We start from the raw sequence: 17,153 nt of genomic DNA on the forward strand, positions 1-17,153 counted from the left end.
GCACGCCCTAGACTCGGCCCCCTGATGACCGCGAACCTCGTCGCCAAGGACCTCGCCGCCGGACACGGCGACCGCACGCTCTTCGCCGGGCTCGACCTCGTCGTCGCGCCCGGTGACGTGATCGGCCTCGTCGGCGCCAACGGCGCCGGGAAGTCCACTCTGCTCCGGCTGCTCGCCGGCCTCGACGCCCCGGAAGACGGTGAGGTGCGGCTGTCCCCGCCGACCGCCGCGGTGGGCCACCTCCCGCAGGAGCCGGAGCGGCGAGAGGGGGAGACCGTACGGGGGTTCCTCGCCCGCCGTACCGGGGTCGCCGCCGCCCAGAAGGCGATGGACGAGGCCGCCCGGGGCCTCGCCGACGGTACGCCGGGTGCCGACGACGCCTACGCGGCGAGCCTCGAGCGCTGGCTGGCGCTCGGCGGCGCCGACCTCGACGAGCGCGCCGAGGAGATCGCCGGTTCGCTCGGTCTCCACGCCGGTCTCCACGCCGGCCTCCACGCCGGTCTCGACCGGCCGATGACCGCGCTCTCCGGTGGCCAGGCGGCCCGGGCCCAGCTCGCCTCCCTGCTGCTGTCCCGGTACGACGTCTTCCTCCTCGACGAGCCGACCAACGACCTCGACCTGGACGGGCTGGAGCGGCTGGAGCGATTCGTCACCGGTCTGCGCGCGGGCACCGTGGTCGTCAGCCACGACCGGGAGTTCCTCTCCCGTACCGTCACCAAGGTCCTCGAACTCGACCTCGCCCAGCAGCAGATCACGCTCTACGGCGGCGGCTACGCCGCGTATCTGGAGGAACGCGGGACCGCGCGGCGGCACGCCCGCGAGGACTACGAGGAGTACGCCGACAAGAGGGCCGCCCTCGAAGGCCGGGCCCGGATGCAGCGCTCCTGGATGGACAAGGGCGTCAGGAACGCGCGGCGCAAGGCAGGCGACAACGACAAGATCGGCCGCAAGTTCCGCAGCGAGGCGAGCGAGAAGCAGGCCGCGAAGGCGCGCCAGACCCAGCGCATGATCGAACGCCTTGAGGTGGTCGAGGAACCCCGCAAGGAGTGGGAGCTGCGCATGGAGATCGCGGCCGCTCCCCGCTCGGGGTCGGTCGTCGCCACCCTCCGCGACGCCGAGGTGCGGCGGGGCGACTTCCGCCTCGGCCCCGTGTCGCTGCGGATCGACTTCGCCGACCGGGTCGCCGTCACCGGTGCCAACGGCGCGGGCAAGTCGACGCTGCTCGCCGCACTCCTCGGCAGGCTCACGCTGGACGCCGGGCACTCGGCCGTCGGTTCCGGTGTCGTCGTCGGTGAGGTCGACCAGGCCCGTAGGCTGTTCCACGGCACGGAGTCGCTGCTGGACGCGTTCTGCGCGGCGGTCCCCGGCACCGAGCCCGCCGACGTGCGCACCCTGCTCGCCAAGTTCGGCCTCAGGGCGGCCCACGTACTGCGCCCGGCAGTCGGCCTGTCCCCGGGTGAGCGAACCCGGGCGGCCCTGGCCCTGCTCCAGGGCCGGGGCGTCAATCTGCTCGTGCTCGACGAGCCCACGAACCACCTCGACCTGCCCGCCATCGAGCAGCTGGAGTCCGCGCTCGCCTCCTATCCGGGCACGCTGCTGCTGGTCACCCACGACCGCCGGATGCTGGACGCCGTCCGCACCACCAGGCGCCTCGAGGTGGCGCACGGCAAGGTCACCGAGCGCTGAAGGGGCGTTTCGGCAGGGCCCCGCTCGGGGCTCCGGGGACCGGCACGGCGAGAAGGCGGCCGAGGACGTCGGCGCCGGTGCGGCGCCCGCCATCCGCGGTTTTCCGGCCGGCCCGCGGCAGGACGCCACAGCGCCTGCCGCACGCCGTCCTTCTTGCCGGGCCGCGCGGTGGCCCCCGCGGGCCGTCTCCCATCGCGCGAAGCCGTGTGGCTGGCACCACCCCCGGGGTGAGCCGATCCGAACCGGCGCAGAGGACGAGGACGGCGTCCAAGATCCGGACGCCCACTCGGACGCCCACTCGGACGCCCACTCGGACGCACACGCGGAGCCCGCCGCGGACCGCCCCGGGTGCCGCCGCCGATCCGGCCCGCGGAGACGGCGCACGGTACCGAACGGCCCGCGGAGACGGCGCACGGTACCGAACGGCCCGCGGCGACGGCACCCGGGCCGACCGGCCGCGCGGACAACGGCCGCGCGGCCGTGGCGTGGTCAGCGCCCGCCGCCTCCCCTGCCGTCCAGCAGACCGGCCCGGCGCAGGGCGTCCGCCATCGCGCTGTTGGCGGGGGGCGCCGCGCGACGACCCGAACCCGAGCCCGAACCCGAGCCGGAGCCGGAGCCGGAGCCGGAGCCGGAACCCGAACCCGAGCCCGAACCGGCGGCCGGGCGGCGGTCACGGCCGCCCTGGCGCTGCTGCGGCGGCCGGCCGCCGCCCTGGTCGCGGCGCCGGCCGCCACCGCCGCCCGGCTGCGCCGCCGCCTCGTCGTCCAGCCGCAGCGTCAGCGAGATCCGCTTGCGCGGGATGTCGACGTCCAGGACCTTCACCCTGACCACGTCGCCCGGCTTCACCACGTCCCGCGGGTCCTTGACGAACGTGCGCGACATCGCCGAGACGTGCACCAGGCCGTCCTGGTGGACGCCGACGTCCACGAACGCCCCGAACGCCGCCACGTTGGTCACGACGCCTTCCAGCACCATCCCGGACGCCAGGTCGGAGATCTTCTCGACCCCGTCCTTGAAGGTCGCCGTCCGGAACGCCGGACGGGGGTCGCGCCCCGGCTTCTCCAGCTCCCGCAGGATGTCCGTCACCGTCGGAAGGCCGAAGGACTCGTCCACGAAGTCGTCCGGGCGCAGTGAGCGCAGCACCCCCGTGTTGCCGATGAGCGACGCGATCTCGCTGCCGGTCGTCTTCACCATGCGCCGCACCACCGGGTAGGCCTCGGGGTGCACACTGGACGCGTCCAGCGGGTCGTCACCGCCGCGGATCCGGAGGAAGCCCGCGCACTGCTCGTACGCCTTCGGGCCGAGCCGCGCCACGTTCCTGAGCTGCCTGCGGGAGCGGAAGGGGCCGTTCTGGTCGCGGTGGGCCACGATGTTCCCGGCGAGCCCCGCACCGATGCCCGAGACCCGGGACAGCAGCGGTGCCGAGGCGGTGTTCACATCGACACCGACGCCGTTCACACAGTCCTCGACGACCGCGTCCAGCGAGCGCGAGAGCTTCACCTCGGAGAGGTCGTGCTGGTACTGGCCCACGCCGATCGACTTGGGGTCGATCTTCACCAGCTCGGCGAGGGGGTCCTGGAGCCGGCGGGCGATGGACACCGCGCCGCGCAGCGAGACGTCCAGGCCCGGCAGTTCCTGCGAGGCGAACGCGGACGCCGAGTACACCGACGCGCCCGCCTCCGACACCATCACCTTGGTGAGCTTCAGCTCGGGGTGCTTCGCGATGAGGTCCGCGGCCAGCCTGTCCGTCTCGCGGGACGCCGTGCCGTTGCCGATGGCGACCAGCTCGACGGCGTGCTCCTCGGCCAGCCGGGCCAGCTTCGCCAGCGACTCGTCCCACTTGTTCGCCGGCACGTGCGGGTAGACCGTGTCGGTGGCGACGACCTTGCCGGTCGCGTCCACCACCGCCACCTTCACTCCCGTACGGAAGCCGGGATCGAGGCCCAGCGTCGCACGGGTCCCGGCGGGGGCGGCGAGCAGCAGGTCCCGCAGGTTCGCGGCGAAGACCCGTACCGCCTCGTCCTCGGCGGCCGTCCGCAGCCTCAGCCGCAGATCGATGCCCAGGTGTACGAGGATCCGGGTCCGCCAGGCCCAGCGCACCGCGTCCAGCAGCCACTTGTCCGCCGGCCGGCCCCGGTCGGCCACGTCGAAGCGGCGGGCGACCATGCCCTCGTACGTCGAAGGACCGTCCGCGGGCTCCTCCGGCTCCGGCTCCAGCTCCAGGCTGAGGACGTCCTCCTTCTCGCCGCGGAGCATCGCGAGCACGCGGTGCGAGGGGAGTTCGGTGAACGGCTCGGCGAAGTCGAAGTAGTCGGCGAACTTCGCGCCGGCCTCCTCCCTGCCGTCGCGGACCTTCGCCGCCAGCCTGCCCCGGGTCCACATCCGCTCCCGCAGCTCGCCGATGAGGTCGGCGTCCTCGGAGAAGCGCTCGGCGAGGATGGCGCGGGCGCCCTCCAGCGCGGCCGCGGAGTCGGCGACGCCCTTGCCCGCGTCGACGAACGCGGCGGCGGCCGCGAGGGGTTCGACCGTCGGATCGCCGAGCAGTCCGTCGGCGAGCGGCTCCAGCCCGGCTTCGCGGGCGATCTGCGCCTTGGTCCTCCGCTTGGGCTTGAAGGGGAGGTAGACGTCCTCCAGACGGGCCTTGGTGTCGGCGGACCGGATCTGCGCCTCGAGCTCGTCGGTGAGCTTGCCCTGCTCGCGTACGGAGTCCAGGACGGCGGTCCGCCGCTCCTCCAGCTCCCGCAGATAGCGCAGCCGCTCCTCGAGCGTGCGCAGCTGCGTGTCGTCGAGCATCTCGGTCGCTTCCTTGCGGTAGCGCGCGATGAACGGGACGGTGGACCCGCCGTCGAGCAGCTCGACGGCCGCCTTCACCTGCCGCTCCCGTACGCCGAGTTCCTCGGCGATCCTGCCTTCGATGGACGTCGTCACGGTTCCCGACTCGCCTTCCGATACCGGCTGTACTTTGCGAGGCCGCGCGGACGTGCGCCCGCGCGATCTCCTCGGCTGCATTCTGCCGGGTGGGCCGGGGCCGTGTCGCGCGTCCCCCTGCGCCCGGCGCGTGCCGTCGCCCCCGGCCGGCCGGCCGCGCCGCCGGAGAGGCGGGACGGCCGGCCGGAACGGGGCGGCGACGAAGGCGGGCGAGGACGGGCGAGGACGGGCGAGGACGGTGGCGATGCCGGCGACGGTCGGCGACGGTCGGTCCTTGGTCAGTCCTTCCCGGTGAGGCCGTCGGGGAAGGCGCCGGCCGCGGCGGCGGCCAGGAGGAATCCGCGGCCCAGCTCGGTCAGGCGTGCCACGCCGTCCGCCCCCAGATGCTCGTACGGAGCGAGGTCGAGCCGGTCGGTGTGCTCCTCCAGTTCCGCTCGGAGCGCCGTGCCCGCCTCGGTCAGCTCGCCGTCGCCGTCGAGCAGTCCCCGCTCGCGCAGCCGGTCGGAGGCCGCCTCCCAGTCGCTGCGCCGCCAGCCCCGGCTGGCGAGGATCCAGCGGGGTGACATTCCCTTGCCGGTCGCGGTGTGGCTGACCAGCGCCTCCAGCGGGTCGAGCCCGGCGGACAGCAGTGCGGCGAGATGGCCGTCGCCGCGGTGCTCGCGCAGCAGGGTCGCCGCATGCCAGAGAGCGAGGTGCGGTTCCTCGGGCACCGGCAGGTCGGCGTGTGCGGCGTACAGCGGGCGGGCGTGCCGGGTGCAGGCCTCGGTGGCGCGCAGCGCCAGGCGGGCGGCCTCCGCCATCTCCGGTGAGGAGGCGGTGTCGTCGCCGAGCAGCCGGCGCAGTGTCGCGTCGACCGCCCGGCTACGGGCGTCCAGCACCTCGGCAGGGGAGGCGGTGTCCCAGACCGCGGGGAGGTGCCGGGCGATCAGCTCGTGGCTGAAGTTGTAGAACGAGGCCGTGACCGTGCCCGGCCCGACGGCGCCCAGGGCGGCAGCGCGGCCCGCGAAGTAGGCGGCGCCGCCGTCCTCGACGCCGATCAGCGCGAGTTCCCTCGCGTAGTCGGGCGAGAAGTACACGGTGGAGTGGAGCGGGTTGACGGCGTTGTGGCAGCGGCGTCCCGCACGCGGGTGGAGAGAACTCATACCCGAACGTTACCGACCGGTCAGTACGACGTGAAGGGGTGAGGGCCGCCCGCGCCGGTCGATGGCGGGAAGGGTGGGCTGCTCGTCCCTGCTGTCTTGGGCGGCTGCCTTGGGCGGCTGCCTTGGGCCGGCGGTCGGGAGCATGGGTGTAGGTGGCGGCGATCCTTGCTCGTGGTGCCCTTCGGTGGAGTGCGGGGCCTCGGCGTGGCCCGCCCGGCCGGGGACTTCACCGGCGCCGCGCCGGCCGTGTGCCGTACGCCCCGTTCCGCTGCGGCGTGCACATCGGCGCCCCCGTCGCCGGGCCCGTGCGCGCCTCCGAAGGCCCTCCGGTCTCCCGGACGGCGCTCCCGGCGGCAGCGGCACACCGCGTACGCCGGCCGTGCCGGACGGACCGGTCGTGCCGGAGGGACCGGTCCGTCAGCCCCGCGAGCCCCGCGAGCCCCGCGCGATCCGGTCACCCGGTCGCCCTGCCGCCCGGTCGCCCGGCCGTCCTGCCCGACGGCTGTCCTGCCCGGCCCGGGTGGCGCGCCACCAGGTCCCGGCCTCACCCGTTCCAGGTGAACCGCGGCGGCCTGCGCTCCAGGAAGGCGGCGACGCCTTCCGCCGTGTCGCCGCTGCCGCGCGCCTGCTCCGCCCAGTGGGCCTCGCGGTCGGCCCGCCCGGCCGCGAACTCCTTCGCGGCGGCCTGTGTCAGCTGCGAGCGGGCCGCCAGTACGCGGGCGAACCCGGCCACCCTCCTGCCCAGTTCGCCCGCCGGCAGCACCTCGTCGACCAGACCGGTGCGCAGCGCCCGCTCCGTACCGATCAACTCGCCGGAGAACAAGAGGTACTTCGCGGTGGCCGGACCCACGAGCGAGACCAGGCGCCGGGTGGAGGAGGCGGGGTAGACGATGCCGAGCTTCGCCGGGGTGATCCCGAAGGCGGCGCCCTCCTCGGCGAACCGCAGGTCGCATGCGGCCGCGAGCTGGCAGCCGCCGCCCACGCAGTAGCCGCGGACCGCCGCCAGCGACGGTCTGGGGAACGCCGCGAGTGCCTCCTCGGCCCGTACGGCCAGCTCCTGCGGCGACTCCCCCGGGACCGCCGGGCCCAGCGAGGTGATGTCGGCGCCCGCGCAGAAGGTGCCGCCGTCGCCGGTCAGCACCAGCACCCGGACGGCGGGGTCGCGGCTCAGTCCGTCCAGCAGTCCGGGCAGCTCGCGCCACATCGCGGCCGTCATCGCGTTGCGTCTGGCCGGATGGCTGATGACGACGGTCGCCACCCCGTCCGCCACCGAGTGCCGGACCCCCGGCTCCGCCCCGTACGCCTCGTCCGTCCGGTTCCTCGCCTCGTTCGTCCGGTCCATGCGCCGGATGCTATCCGCCGGGCCGCTGCCTACGATCGTGGAGGGGGTGCCGGAGCGGGCCGCACCGCTGACGACCGCGAAGGCGGCGGTGTCCGTCGGCGGCGGCCACCCCGGCGACCGGGGAGGGCACGACGAGGAGGCAGCGATGACCGGTCCCGCCCGGGAGGGCAGAAAGCTCCGCCGAAGCTTCGGCTGGCTGGCGGTCCTCGGCGTGGTCCTGGTGATCGCCGGGATCGTCGGCCTCGTCTATGTCGGGCTGGCCACCCTCACCTCGATGCTCCTGTTCGGCTGGCTGCTGCTCGTCGGCGGGGTCGTCGGACTGCTCCACGCGATCGAGTCGCGGGGCAGCAGCTTCTTCTGGCTCGCCGTCGTCGTCGCCGCCCTGAACATCGCCGCCGGTGTGGTCGTCATCCGCCATCCGGAGGGCAGCGCGGAGGCGCTGACGATGTTCGCCGCGCTGCTGTTCCTCACCGGCGGGCTGTTCCGGCTCGTGGGCAGCCTGGTGGTGCGGGGCCCGCAGTTCGGCTGGACCCTGCTCCAGGGCGCCTTCGGTCTGCTGCTGGGCATCCTGGTGCTCGTGAACTGGCCGGAGAGCAGCCGCTACGTCCTCGGCGCGTTCTTCTCGCTCGCCCTGCTGTTCGACGGGCTGGGGCTGATCGCGATCGGCGTGTCCGGCCGGCAGATCCTCGGGATGGTCGCGGACGGCGGGCGGACCGGGCAGACCGGGCAGACGGGGCATACGGAGCAGACCGGGGGGACCGGGCAGGCCGGGGGGACCGGCGGCCGGGCGGCTGCCGGCGTATCCGAGACGTCGTCGGAAGACGATCCTGATCGGTCGAAGAACTAACCGAACCGCCATGTACCGCTTGGGAACCATCGATAGGAGCTGACTTCTGGTCAGCAGCCCGGTATGGACCAGTGCACTCCCGACACTCGGGTACGCAGCAGTTCCCAGCGACGTATCACGAGGGTGGGTGCGGGTCTATGGAGAGCTCCGGGAGCGTCCCGGCCCGGCCACTGCCGTACGAAGGGGTCTGGCGGTTCACCGCACCCGCGCTCGACGTGTCCGTACCGCAGGCCCGGCACGCCGTCCGCGACCTGGTCGGCCGCCAGGGCGTCCCGGTGCGCGACGAGGTGCTGCAGGGACTGCTGCTGATCGTGTCCGAACTGGTCACCAACGCCGTGCGGCACGCGGCTCTGCTGTCGCCCGAGGTGGCCGTCGAGGTCGCGGTCGGCCCGGAGTGGATCCGGGTGGCCGTCGAGGACGACCACCCCTACCGGCCCAAGGCCCTGGAGCGCGACGCAGCCCGGACCGGCGGCCGGGGACTGCTGCTGGTGAAGGAGATCACCCGTGAGGCGGGCGGGGAGTGCGACGTGGAGCACACACCGCGCGGCGGAAAGGTCGTCTGGGCGGCGCTGCCCCTGGTCCCCATGAGCGGGGCGGCGCCCCGGTAGGGCGCCGCCCCGCCGGACCCGCGGGCGGGACCCCCGGTTCACCAGCCCCCGGACGGGCCGGTGAGTTCCCTGATCGCCGGACGAGCCCCGTCCAGCACCGTCATGAACCAGGCGGAGAACGTGTCCCGCGCATGCCGCTCCGACAGCTCCGCCGCCGTGACGAACGCCGTCTCGCCGACCTCCTCCCGGTCCGGCCGCAGCGGTGACTGCACCAGGCCCACGAACAGGTGGTTGAACTCCTGCTCCACCAGGCCCGAGGCAGGGTCCGGATGGTTGTAGCGGACGGTGCCCGCCTCGGCCAGGAGCGACGGGGAGACGCCCAGCTCCTCGTGCGTACGCCGGGCAGCGGCCGTGAACGGCGCCTCGCCCGGATAGGGATGCCCGCAGCAGGTGTTCGACCAGACACCGGGGGAGTGGTACTTGCCGGGCGCCCGCCGTTGCAGCAGCAGCCTCCCCTGCTCGTCGAAGAGGAAGACGGAGAACGCGCGGTGCAGCTGTCCCGGCGCCTGATGGGCGGAGAGCTTCTCCGCGGTGCCGACGGTTCGGCCGCTCTCGTCGACCAGTTCCAGCAAGATCGGTTGCGCGGTGCCGTTCGACGAGCTGTTCGGCGCGGTGGCGGGTGTGATCGGCATAGCCATCCTTCGCTTCGGTCCTCGGCCCTGGGGGCGCACCCAGTCTGCCGTACAAAAGCGGCTTGTCCGCACTTCACCGCCCGGGCATGTCCGTACCCGCCGTGCGGGGAGCGGCACGCGCGCGGGCGGCCGCCCACCCCCCGGACGCCTCCGGGCAGTGGGTCATGCCCCGGCGTGTCCGCGGAACCACCCAGCATACGGCCGTCGTCGCCTCGCCGGGCACCCGCGCGGGCACGACCTCGAAGGCCAGGCCGGACGTCCACGGGGACGGGTGCCGCGCGGGCCGCGACGGCCGGGACCGCCGTCTCCGCCAGGGTCGCCCCTCCGACTCGCGCGCGGGCACGCCCGCGGCTCGGGCCCGTACCCCGCGTGGCCGAGCGCCCCTCCCATCTCGCGCGCGGGCAGGCCGGGCCGGTCGGGCGGCCCTCAGTGGCAGTAGCCCGCCTCGTGCTCCGCGTGACCGCCCGGTTCCAGCTGGAACGTGCAGTGCTCCACCGCGAAGTGCGAGCCCAGGCAGCTCTGCAGGTCGTGCAGCATCCTCTCGTGTCCCACCGCGTCCAGGAAGTCGGGCGCCACCACCACGTGCGCGGAGAGCACCGGCATCCCGGAGGTGATCGTCCAGGCGTGCAGGTCGTGGACGTCCAGCACACCCGGGAGGGCCTCGATGTGCCGCCTCACCTCGGCCATGTCGACGCCCTTCGGCGCCGCCTCCAGCAGCACGTCCAACGTCTCCCGCAGCAGCTTCACCGTCCGCGGCACGATCAGCAGGCCGATCGCCAGCGAGGCGATCGGGTCGGCCACCTGCCAGCCCGTCGCCAGGATGACGGCCGAGGAGATCAGCACCGCCACCGAGCCGAGCGCGTCCGCGAGGACCTCCAGATACGCGCCGCGCACGTTGAGGCTCTCCTTCTGCCCCCGCATCAGCAGGGACAGCGACACCACGTTGGCCGCCAGACCGACGAGGGCGAAGACGATGGCGACGCCTCCTCTGGTCTCGACCGGTGTGATGAACCGCTGGATCGCCTCGTAGAGCAGGTAGCCGCCGACCCCGAGCAGCAGCAGGCAGTTCGCCAGCGCGGCGAGGATCTCGGCCCTGGCCAGGCCGAAGGTGCGGTTGGTGCCGACCGGCCGGCCCGCGAAGTGGATCGCGAGCAGCGCCATGCCGAGGCCCAGGGCGTCGGTGGCCATATGGGCGGCGTCGGCGATCAGGGCGAGCGAGTTCGCGAGCACACCGCCGGCCACCTCCAGGGCCATCACGCCCAGCGTGATGGCCAGGGCGATCCGCAGCCTGCCCCGGTAGGCGGCGGCCGCGGTCCCCGCCCGCGGGCGGCCGCCGCCTCCGTGGTCGTGCCCTGCCCCCATGCCAGACGCCTCCCGGATCGCCGTGAACGTTCCGTACGAGTGGCCAGTGAACTACGGGCGGGGGGTACCGGGCAACACGACACCGAACACCGTTGTCATATGCCTGACCTGCGGTGATATCCGCACAACGGACCTCCGGCGACTCACCGGGAAGGGTCAGCGGCGCGCGCACTCCGGGTGGTGCAGCAGCCAGCCCTCCCACGCCGACTCGACCATCTCGCGCACCCCGCGGGAGGCCGTCCAGCCGAGTTCCTCGCCGATGCGCCCGACCGAGGCGACGGCCCGTGCCGAGTCCCCGGGGCGGCGCGGGCCGACGACCGCGGGCGTGCCGTGGCCGGTCACCTCGGCGACGACCCGGGCCAGCGTGCGCACCGAGACCCCCTCGCCGCGGCCGACGTTCACCGTGAGATCGCCGGGCCCGTCCTGGCCGGCCAGTCGGCGGGCCACGGTCAGATGGGCGTCGGCGAGGTCGGCGACGTGGACGTAGTCGCGGACGCAGGTGCCGTCGGGCGTCGGGTAGTCGTCGCCGAAGATCCTCGGGGCGTCACCGCGGGTGATCCGGTCGAAGAACATCGGGATGACGTTGAACACCCCGGTGTCCGCGAGTTCCGGCCGGGCCGCACCCGCGACGTTGAAGTAGCGCAGACAGGCGGTGGCGATGCCGTGGGCCCGGCCCGCCGCCCGCACCAGCCACTCGCCGGCGAGCTTGGTCTCCCCGTACGGGCTGATCGGCACCGCCGGGGTGTCCTCCGTGATCAGTTCGGCGTCGGCCGTCCCGTACACCGCGGCCGATGAGGAGAACAGGAAGCGCCGCACTCCGGCGCCGGCGACCGCCTCCAGCAGCACGGTCAGCCCGTGCACGTTCTCCCGGTAGTAGTGCAGCGGCTGCTCCACGGACTCGCCGACCTGCTTCCTCGCCGCCAGGTGCACCACCCCGGTGACCCCGTGCCCGGACAGGACCCGGTCCAGCAGCTCCCGGTCCAGCAGCGTGCCCCTGACCAGCGGCACCCCCTCGGGCAGCCGCGCCGTGTCGCCCGTCGAGACGTCGTCGAGCACGACGACCCGCTCCCCGGCCCCGGCCATGGCGTGTGCCACGTGCGCCCCGATGTACCCCGCCCCGCCTGTGATCAGCCATGTCATGCCGGACACCCTAGCGAGGGCGTGTTGCGGAAGCCCCTCCTGGCCCGTGACGCCTGGCACCCACTCCCCCGTCGCCCTTCCGGTCCGGGAGGTGCCCCCGCGCCGCGTCTCCGGAGTCGTCCGGAGTCGTCTGGTGCGTCAGGTACCTCAGGTACGAGGATGGTCCTCCGCCTTGCGATCCCACGCACCGGACACCGCGAGCCCGCCCTGCGGGCGGGCGGAGCTACCTTCGCATCACGCTCTGCCCGGTGCCGCTGCCTGCCCGGTGCGTCGGGCAGGGGCTGCCCGTCGGGGACCGGCGTCCGGTGCGGTGCGGTGCGGTGCGTCGCGGGGCGCCGGACCGGCCGGGCGGGCCGCTGCGAGGCCGGTGCGGCGCCCCGCGACGCAGCGGTTCGCCCGGCCTGCCGTGCCGGGCGCCGTGCCCGGCCTGCCGTGCCGGGGGGCCGACGCAGCCTGACGCGGCACGGGCCGGCCGGTGTCCCGGCCCGTGCCGCCGGGGCCTTTTGCGGCGTCGGCCGCCGATCGACGCGGATGATCCCGGTCGCGGTGCAGGCGGCCGCCACCCGGCCGGGCGGGGACGCCGGCCCGGGGCGGGGCCGGCGGGACGAGCGCGGGTGTCCTCATCGGCAAACCTCAGTGAACTCGTGCTTCCGTTCATCCGATAGCCTCAGCCGACACGCCGCCGCCCGGTCCCGGGCCGAGTCGCCGTGCCCACCCGTCTGATCAGCGCCAAGGAGTGAGTCCGTCTGCCGACCGCCATCCTCACCGGTCCGCCGGTACCCGGATCGCCACTCGAGGGCGATCTGCGGTCGCTGGGCTTCGACGTACGCCTCGCCACCGGCGCCGGCGAGGCGGCCGACGTGCTGGCCGGGCTTCCGGCCGGGGAGCGGGCCGCCCTCGTGGACCCGCGCTTCGTCGGCCATGTCCACGCGCTCCGTCTCGGCCTGACGGACCCCCGTTTCCCGGCGGCCGCGATCCCCGGCGCCGCCACCGCCCTGCCGGAGGCGCGCCCCGCGCTGCTGGCGGCCCTGCGGCAGGCGGCCGCCTCGCCGCGGTACTTGGCCCCGGCGACCATGGCGCCGAGGTCGAGGGCGACCAGCCGCTTGTCGCGGAGGGACTCCGGGACGTCGCCCTTCACGATGCGCTGGGCGAGGCCCTCCACGACGGCGGTCTTGCCGACGCCGGGCTCGCCGATCAGCACGGGGTTGTTCTTGGTTCGCCGGGAGAGCACCTGGATCACGCGGCGGATCTCCTGGTCGCGGCCGATGACGGGGTCGAGCCTCTCGGCGCTGCCGCCGCCCTTTCCCTTGGCCGCCACGGTCCGGTCCTCCATGCTCTACCGGCCGACGGCCCGCGGCCCGCGGACGAGCAGCCCCTGTCAGGGGCGTCCCCGGGCGGCGCGTCCCCCGGCGGACCGGTCATGGACACCCGCCCCGCACGGGCCGATGTGCTCCCGGACCTCGTCGCCGCCGCCCTCGCCGACGGCGGCGCCCGTCCGCACCGCCCCGAACTCGGGCCCCTGGTGGCGGCCGTGCCGGGCGACCCGCAGGCCCGCAACGAGGCCCGGCAGGCCCTGGCGGCCGTCGACGACGAGGACGTCCGGCTGAGGTCGGCCGTCAAGGCGCGCGACGGGTTCTTCACCACCTTCTGCATCAGCCCCTACTCCCGCTATCTCGCCCGCTGGTGCGCCCGGCGCGGACTGACCCCCAACCAGGTCACCACCGCCTCGCTGGCCACCGCCCTGACAGCGGCCGCCGCCGCGGCCACCGGCACCCGGGGCGGCTTCGTCGCCGCGGGCGTGCTGCTGATCCTGTCCTTCGTCCTGGACTGCGCCGACGGGCAGCTCGCCCGCTACTCCCTCCGGTACTCCACGCTCGGCGCCTGGCTCGACGCCACCTTCGACCGGGCCAAGGAGTACGCCTACTACGCGGGCCTCGCGCTCGGCGCCGCACGCGGCGGGGACGACGTCTGGGCCCTGGCGCTCGGCGCGATGGTGCTCCAGACCTGCCGGCACGTGGTCGACTTCTCCTTCAACGAGGCCAACCACGACGCCACCGGCAACACCAGCCCCACCGCCGCCCTCTCCGACCGGCTCGACGGCGTCGGCTGGACGGTCTGGGCCCGGCGCATGATCGTGCTGCCGATCGGCGAGCGCTGGGCGATGATCGCCGTGCTGACCGCCGTCACCACCCCGCGGATCGTCTTCTACGCGCTGCTGGCCGGCTGCGCCTTCGCCGCCGCCTACACCACCGCCGGCCGGGTGCTGCGCTCGCTCACCCGCAGGGCCCGCAGGACCGACCGGGCCGCGCGGGCGCTGGGCGACCTCGCCGACTCCGGACCGCTCGCGGAGGGCTTCGCCGTCCGCTTCGGGGGCGCGGCCCGCCGGCTCCCGGCCCTCGGGCCCCCGGCGATCGCCCTGGCCGGTGCCGCGGCACCGGCCCTCACCGCGTCGCTCACCCCCTACGGCGGCCCCTGGACGGCCGTCGCCGCCCTCGGCTACGCGCTCACCTCGGGCCTCGCCGTCGCCCGCCCGCTCAAGGGTGCCCTCGACTGGCTGGTGCCCCCGGTCTTCCGCGCCGCCGAGTACGGCACGATCCTGGTCCTCGCCGTCCGCGCGGACGTGAACGGGGCCCTTCCCGCGGCTTTCGGCCTGGTGGCCGCGGTCGCCTACCATCACTACGACACGGTCTACCGCATCCGCGGGGGCACCGGCGCGCCCCCGCGGTGGCTGGTCCGGGCGGTCGGCGGGCACGAGGGGCGGATCCTCGCGGTCGCGCTGGCGGCCGCCCTGCTCGGCGCCCCGCAGTTCACGATCGCGCTCACGGTCCTCGCGGTCGCCGTGGCACTGGTGGTGGTCGCGGAGTCCGTCCGCTTCTGGGTCTCCTCCGGAGCGCCCGCCGTACACGACGAAGGAGAACCCGCATGATCGGCCTTGTCCTGGCTGCCGGTGCCGGACGGCGTCTGCGCCCCTACACCGACACGCTTCCGAAGGCCCTCGTGCCCGTGAACGGGGACCTCTCCGTCCTCGACCTGACGCTGGGGAACTTCAGCGAGATCGGCCTCACCGAGGTCGCCGTCGTCGTCGGCTACCGCAAGGAGGCCGTGTACGCGCGCAAGGACGAGCTGGAGGCCACCTACGGCCTGAAGCTCACCCTGATCGACAACGACAGGGCCGAGGAGTGGAACAACGCCTACTCCCTGTGGTGCGCCCGCGACGTGCTGGAGCAGGGAGTGATCCTCGCCAACGGCGACACCGTGCACCCGGTCTCCGTCGAGCGGACCCTGCTCGACGCCCGAGGCGACGGCCGGAGCATCATCCTGGCCCTCGACACGGTCAAGCGGCTCGCCGACGAGGAGATGAAGGTGATCACCGCGGACGGCCGGGGCGTACGGCAGATCACCAAGCTGATGGACCCGGCCGGTGCCACCGGCGAGTACATCGGCGTCACCCTCATCGAGCCCGGGGCCGCCGCGGCACTCGCCGACGCGCTGAAGGCCACCTTCGAGCGCGACCCCGACCTCTACTACGAGGACGGCTACCAGGAGCTGGTCGACCGCGGCTTCCGGATCGACGTGGCGCCGATCGGCGACGTCCCCTGGGTCGAGATCGACAACCACGACGACCTCGCCAGGGGCCGGGAGATCGCGTGCCTGTACTGACCCGGCTCATCCCGTCGCCGGTCGTCGTCGACATCCGCCCGGGCGCTCTGGAGGACCTGCCGGTCCTGCTCGCCGACCAGCGCATCTCGTCCGGGGGCCGGCTCGCGGTCGCGACGAGCAACGGCTCCGGGCAGGTGCTGCGCGAGCGGCTCGCCCCGCTGCTGCCCGACGCCGACTGGTACGAGGTGGCGGGCGGCACGATCGACGCGGCGGTCGGGCTCGCCGACGACATCAAGGGCAAGCGGTACGACGCGGTCGTCGGCCTCGGCGGCGGCAAGATCATCGACGTGGCCAAGTACGCCTCGGCCCGGGTCGGGCTGCCCCTGGTGGCCGTGGCGACCAACCTCGCGCACGACGGCCTCTGCTCCCCGGTCGCCACGCTCGACAACGACAACGGGCGCGGCTCCTACGGCGTCCCGACGCCCATCGCCGTGGTGATCGACCTGGAGGTCATCCGCGAGGCCCCGGTGCGCTTCGTCCGGGCCGGCATCGGCGACACCGTCTCCAACATCTCCGCCATCGCCGACTGGGAGCTGTCCCACCGGGTCACCGGCGAGAAGGTCGACGGCCTGGCCGCGGCCATGGCCCGTACCGCGGGCGAGTCGGTGCTGCGCCACCCCGGGGGCGTCGGAGACGACGGTTTCCTCACCGTGCTGGCCGAGGGCCTGGTCCTGACCGGCATCGCCATGTCGATCAGCGGCGACACCCGCCCCTCCTCCGGTGCCTGCCACGAGATCAGCCATGCCTTCGACCTGCTCTACCCCCAGCGCTGCGCGCTGCACGGCGAGCAGGTCGGCCTGGGTGCCGCGTTCGCGATGCACCTGCGCGGTGCCCGTGAGGAGTCCGCGCTGTTCGCCGAGGTGCTCGGCAGGCACGGGCTTCCGGTGCTCCCCGGCGAGATCGGCTTCTCCGTCGAGGAGTTCGTCAGGGCCGTGGAGTACGCCCCGCAGACCCGCCCCGGCCGCTTCACCATCCTCGAGCACCTCGACCTGTCCACCGACCAGATCAGGGACGCGTACGCCGACTATGCCAAGACCATCCGTAGCTGAGCTCCGACCGGTCGTCCACCCGGCCGGGGTGAAGGACCGGCGCAGCGGCGAGCACTGGGGCGGCCGCCTCTACATGCGCGAGATCTCGCTGCGCGTCACCCGCGTCCTGGTCGGCACCAGGGTCACGCCGAACCAGCTGACGTACCTGATGACGCTCGCCGGGGTGCTGGCGCTGCCGGCCCTGCTGGTGCCGGGCGTCTGGGGCGCCGTCCTCGCCGTGCTCATGGTCCAGCTCTACCTGCTGCTGGACTGCGTGGACGGCGAGGTGGCCCGCTGGAAGAAGCAGTACTCGCTGTCCGGTGTGTACCTCGACCGGGTCGGCGCCTACCTCTGCGACGCGGCGGTCCTCACAGGCTTCGGCCTGCGCGCCGCCGACCTGTGGGGAGGCGGCCGGATCGACTGGCTGTGGGCCTTCCTGGGCACCCTCGCAGCGCTCGGCGCGATCCTGATCAAGGCCGAGACCGACCTGGTCGGCGTCGCCCGGCACCAGGCCGGGATGGAGCCGGTCAAGGACGCGGCGGCCGAGCCGCGCTCCTCCGGGATGGCCCTCGCCCGCCGGGCCGCGGCCGCGCTGAAGTTCCACCGGCTGGTCCTCGGCATCGAGGCGTCGCTGCTGATCCTGGTGCTGGCGGTCGCGGACCAGCTGCGGGGCGACCTGTTCCTCACCCGCCTCGGTGTGGCGGTGCTGGCCGCGATCGCCCTGCTTCAGACGGTGCTGCACCTGGTCTCCGTCCTCGTCTCCAGCAGGCTGAGGTGA

Annotated in this window: 13 protein-coding genes and 1 pseudogene; 7 read left to right on the forward strand and 7 right to left on the reverse strand. The window is 74.1% G+C overall.

What is annotated here, in order from left to right; genetic code table 11:
- The first annotated feature begins 24 nt into the window (after positions 1-24).
- The gene (locus tag DDQ41_RS28420; RefSeq protein WP_109297026.1) at positions 25-1,686 is read left to right on the forward strand and encodes an ABC-F family ATP-binding cassette domain-containing protein; all 1,662 of its coding nucleotides are present in this window, start codon (positions 25-27) and stop codon (positions 1,684-1,686) included.
- A 489-nt stretch (positions 1,687-2,175) separates the two neighbouring features.
- Here the strand turns inward: DDQ41_RS28420 and DDQ41_RS28425 are convergent, their stop codons facing one another.
- The 3 genes from DDQ41_RS28425 to DDQ41_RS28435 all read right to left on the reverse strand — a co-directional run bounded on the left by DDQ41_RS28425 (position 2,176) and on the right by DDQ41_RS28435 (position 7,098).
- Positions 2,176-4,614 carry a Tex family protein gene (locus tag DDQ41_RS28425; protein ID WP_109297027.1) on the reverse strand — a complete coding sequence of 813 codons (2,439 nt, stop codon included), beginning with the start codon at positions 4,612-4,614 and terminating at the stop codon, positions 2,176-2,178.
- A gap of 278 nt (positions 4,615-4,892) precedes the next feature.
- Entirely contained in the window at positions 4,893-5,756 is an 864-nt protein-coding gene (locus DDQ41_RS28430; RefSeq protein ID WP_109297028.1) for an SCO6745 family protein, read from the reverse strand.
- A 544-nt stretch (positions 5,757-6,300) separates the two neighbouring features.
- Positions 6,301-7,098 carry an enoyl-CoA hydratase/isomerase family protein gene (locus tag DDQ41_RS28435; protein ID WP_109297029.1) on the reverse strand — a complete coding sequence of 266 codons (798 nt, stop codon included), beginning with the start codon at positions 7,096-7,098 and terminating at the stop codon, positions 6,301-6,303.
- A 145-nt stretch (positions 7,099-7,243) separates the two neighbouring features.
- Here DDQ41_RS28435 and DDQ41_RS28440 point away from each other — a divergent pair, with 145 nt between their 5' ends.
- Together DDQ41_RS28440 and DDQ41_RS28445 are read left to right on the forward strand one after the other, a co-directional pair.
- Positions 7,244-7,945, forward strand: coding sequence for an HdeD family acid-resistance protein (locus DDQ41_RS28440; RefSeq protein ID WP_109297991.1), 702 nt, complete (start codon positions 7,244-7,246; stop codon positions 7,943-7,945).
- A gap of 137 nt (positions 7,946-8,082) precedes the next feature.
- On the forward strand, positions 8,083-8,553 hold the full coding sequence (locus DDQ41_RS28445; RefSeq protein WP_109297030.1) for an ATP-binding protein: 471 nt from the start codon (positions 8,083-8,085) through the stop codon (positions 8,551-8,553).
- Positions 8,554-8,591: 38 nt separating this feature from the next.
- Here DDQ41_RS28445 and idi read toward each other — a convergent pair whose 3' ends face one another.
- From idi to DDQ41_RS33265, 4 genes and pseudogenes are all read right to left on the reverse strand, one after another.
- On the reverse strand, positions 8,592-9,185 hold the full coding sequence (idi, locus tag DDQ41_RS28450) for an isopentenyl-diphosphate Delta-isomerase (RefSeq protein WP_109297031.1): 594 nt from the start codon (positions 9,183-9,185) through the stop codon (positions 8,592-8,594).
- A 426-nt stretch (positions 9,186-9,611) separates the two neighbouring features.
- Positions 9,612-10,547, reverse strand: a complete 936-nt coding sequence (locus DDQ41_RS28455; protein WP_109297032.1) for a cation diffusion facilitator family transporter — start codon at positions 10,545-10,547, stop codon at positions 9,612-9,614.
- Between the two features lie 156 nt (positions 10,548-10,703).
- Positions 10,704-11,687: a UDP-glucose 4-epimerase GalE gene (galE, locus tag DDQ41_RS28460; protein ID WP_109297992.1), complete on the reverse strand. Its 984-nt coding sequence runs from the start codon at positions 11,685-11,687 to the stop codon at positions 10,704-10,706.
- A 1,045-nt stretch (positions 11,688-12,732) separates the two neighbouring features.
- Positions 12,733-12,972, reverse strand: a pseudogene (locus DDQ41_RS33265) (AAA family ATPase); the annotation flags it as partial.
- Between the two features lie 135 nt (positions 12,973-13,107).
- Between DDQ41_RS33265 and DDQ41_RS28475 the strand changes: the two are divergent.
- From DDQ41_RS28475 to DDQ41_RS28490, 4 genes are read left to right on the forward strand one after another with little or no spacing between them, the layout of a single operon-like run.
- Positions 13,108-14,613, forward strand: a complete 1,506-nt coding sequence (locus DDQ41_RS28475) for a DUF5941 domain-containing protein (protein WP_394342203.1) — start codon at positions 13,108-13,110, stop codon at positions 14,611-14,613.
- Positions 14,610-15,347 carry a phosphocholine cytidylyltransferase family protein gene (locus DDQ41_RS28480; protein WP_109297033.1) on the forward strand — a complete coding sequence of 246 codons (738 nt, stop codon included), beginning with the start codon at positions 14,610-14,612 and terminating at the stop codon, positions 15,345-15,347. The genes DDQ41_RS28475 and DDQ41_RS28480 overlap by 4 nt, the downstream gene beginning before the upstream one ends.
- Positions 15,335-16,396, forward strand: a complete 1,062-nt coding sequence (locus DDQ41_RS28485; protein ID WP_109297034.1) for an iron-containing alcohol dehydrogenase family protein — start codon at positions 15,335-15,337, stop codon at positions 16,394-16,396. Before DDQ41_RS28480 ends, DDQ41_RS28485 begins: the two co-directional genes overlap by 13 nt.
- Positions 16,374-17,153, forward strand: coding sequence for a CDP-alcohol phosphatidyltransferase family protein (locus tag DDQ41_RS28490; RefSeq protein WP_172607765.1), 780 nt, complete (start codon positions 16,374-16,376; stop codon positions 17,151-17,153). The genes DDQ41_RS28485 and DDQ41_RS28490 overlap by 23 nt, the downstream gene beginning before the upstream one ends.

Origin of the sequence: Streptomyces spongiicola (genome assembly GCF_003122365.1) — a bacterium.
Classification (GTDB): domain Bacteria; phylum Actinomycetota; class Actinomycetes; order Streptomycetales; family Streptomycetaceae; genus Streptomyces; species Streptomyces spongiicola.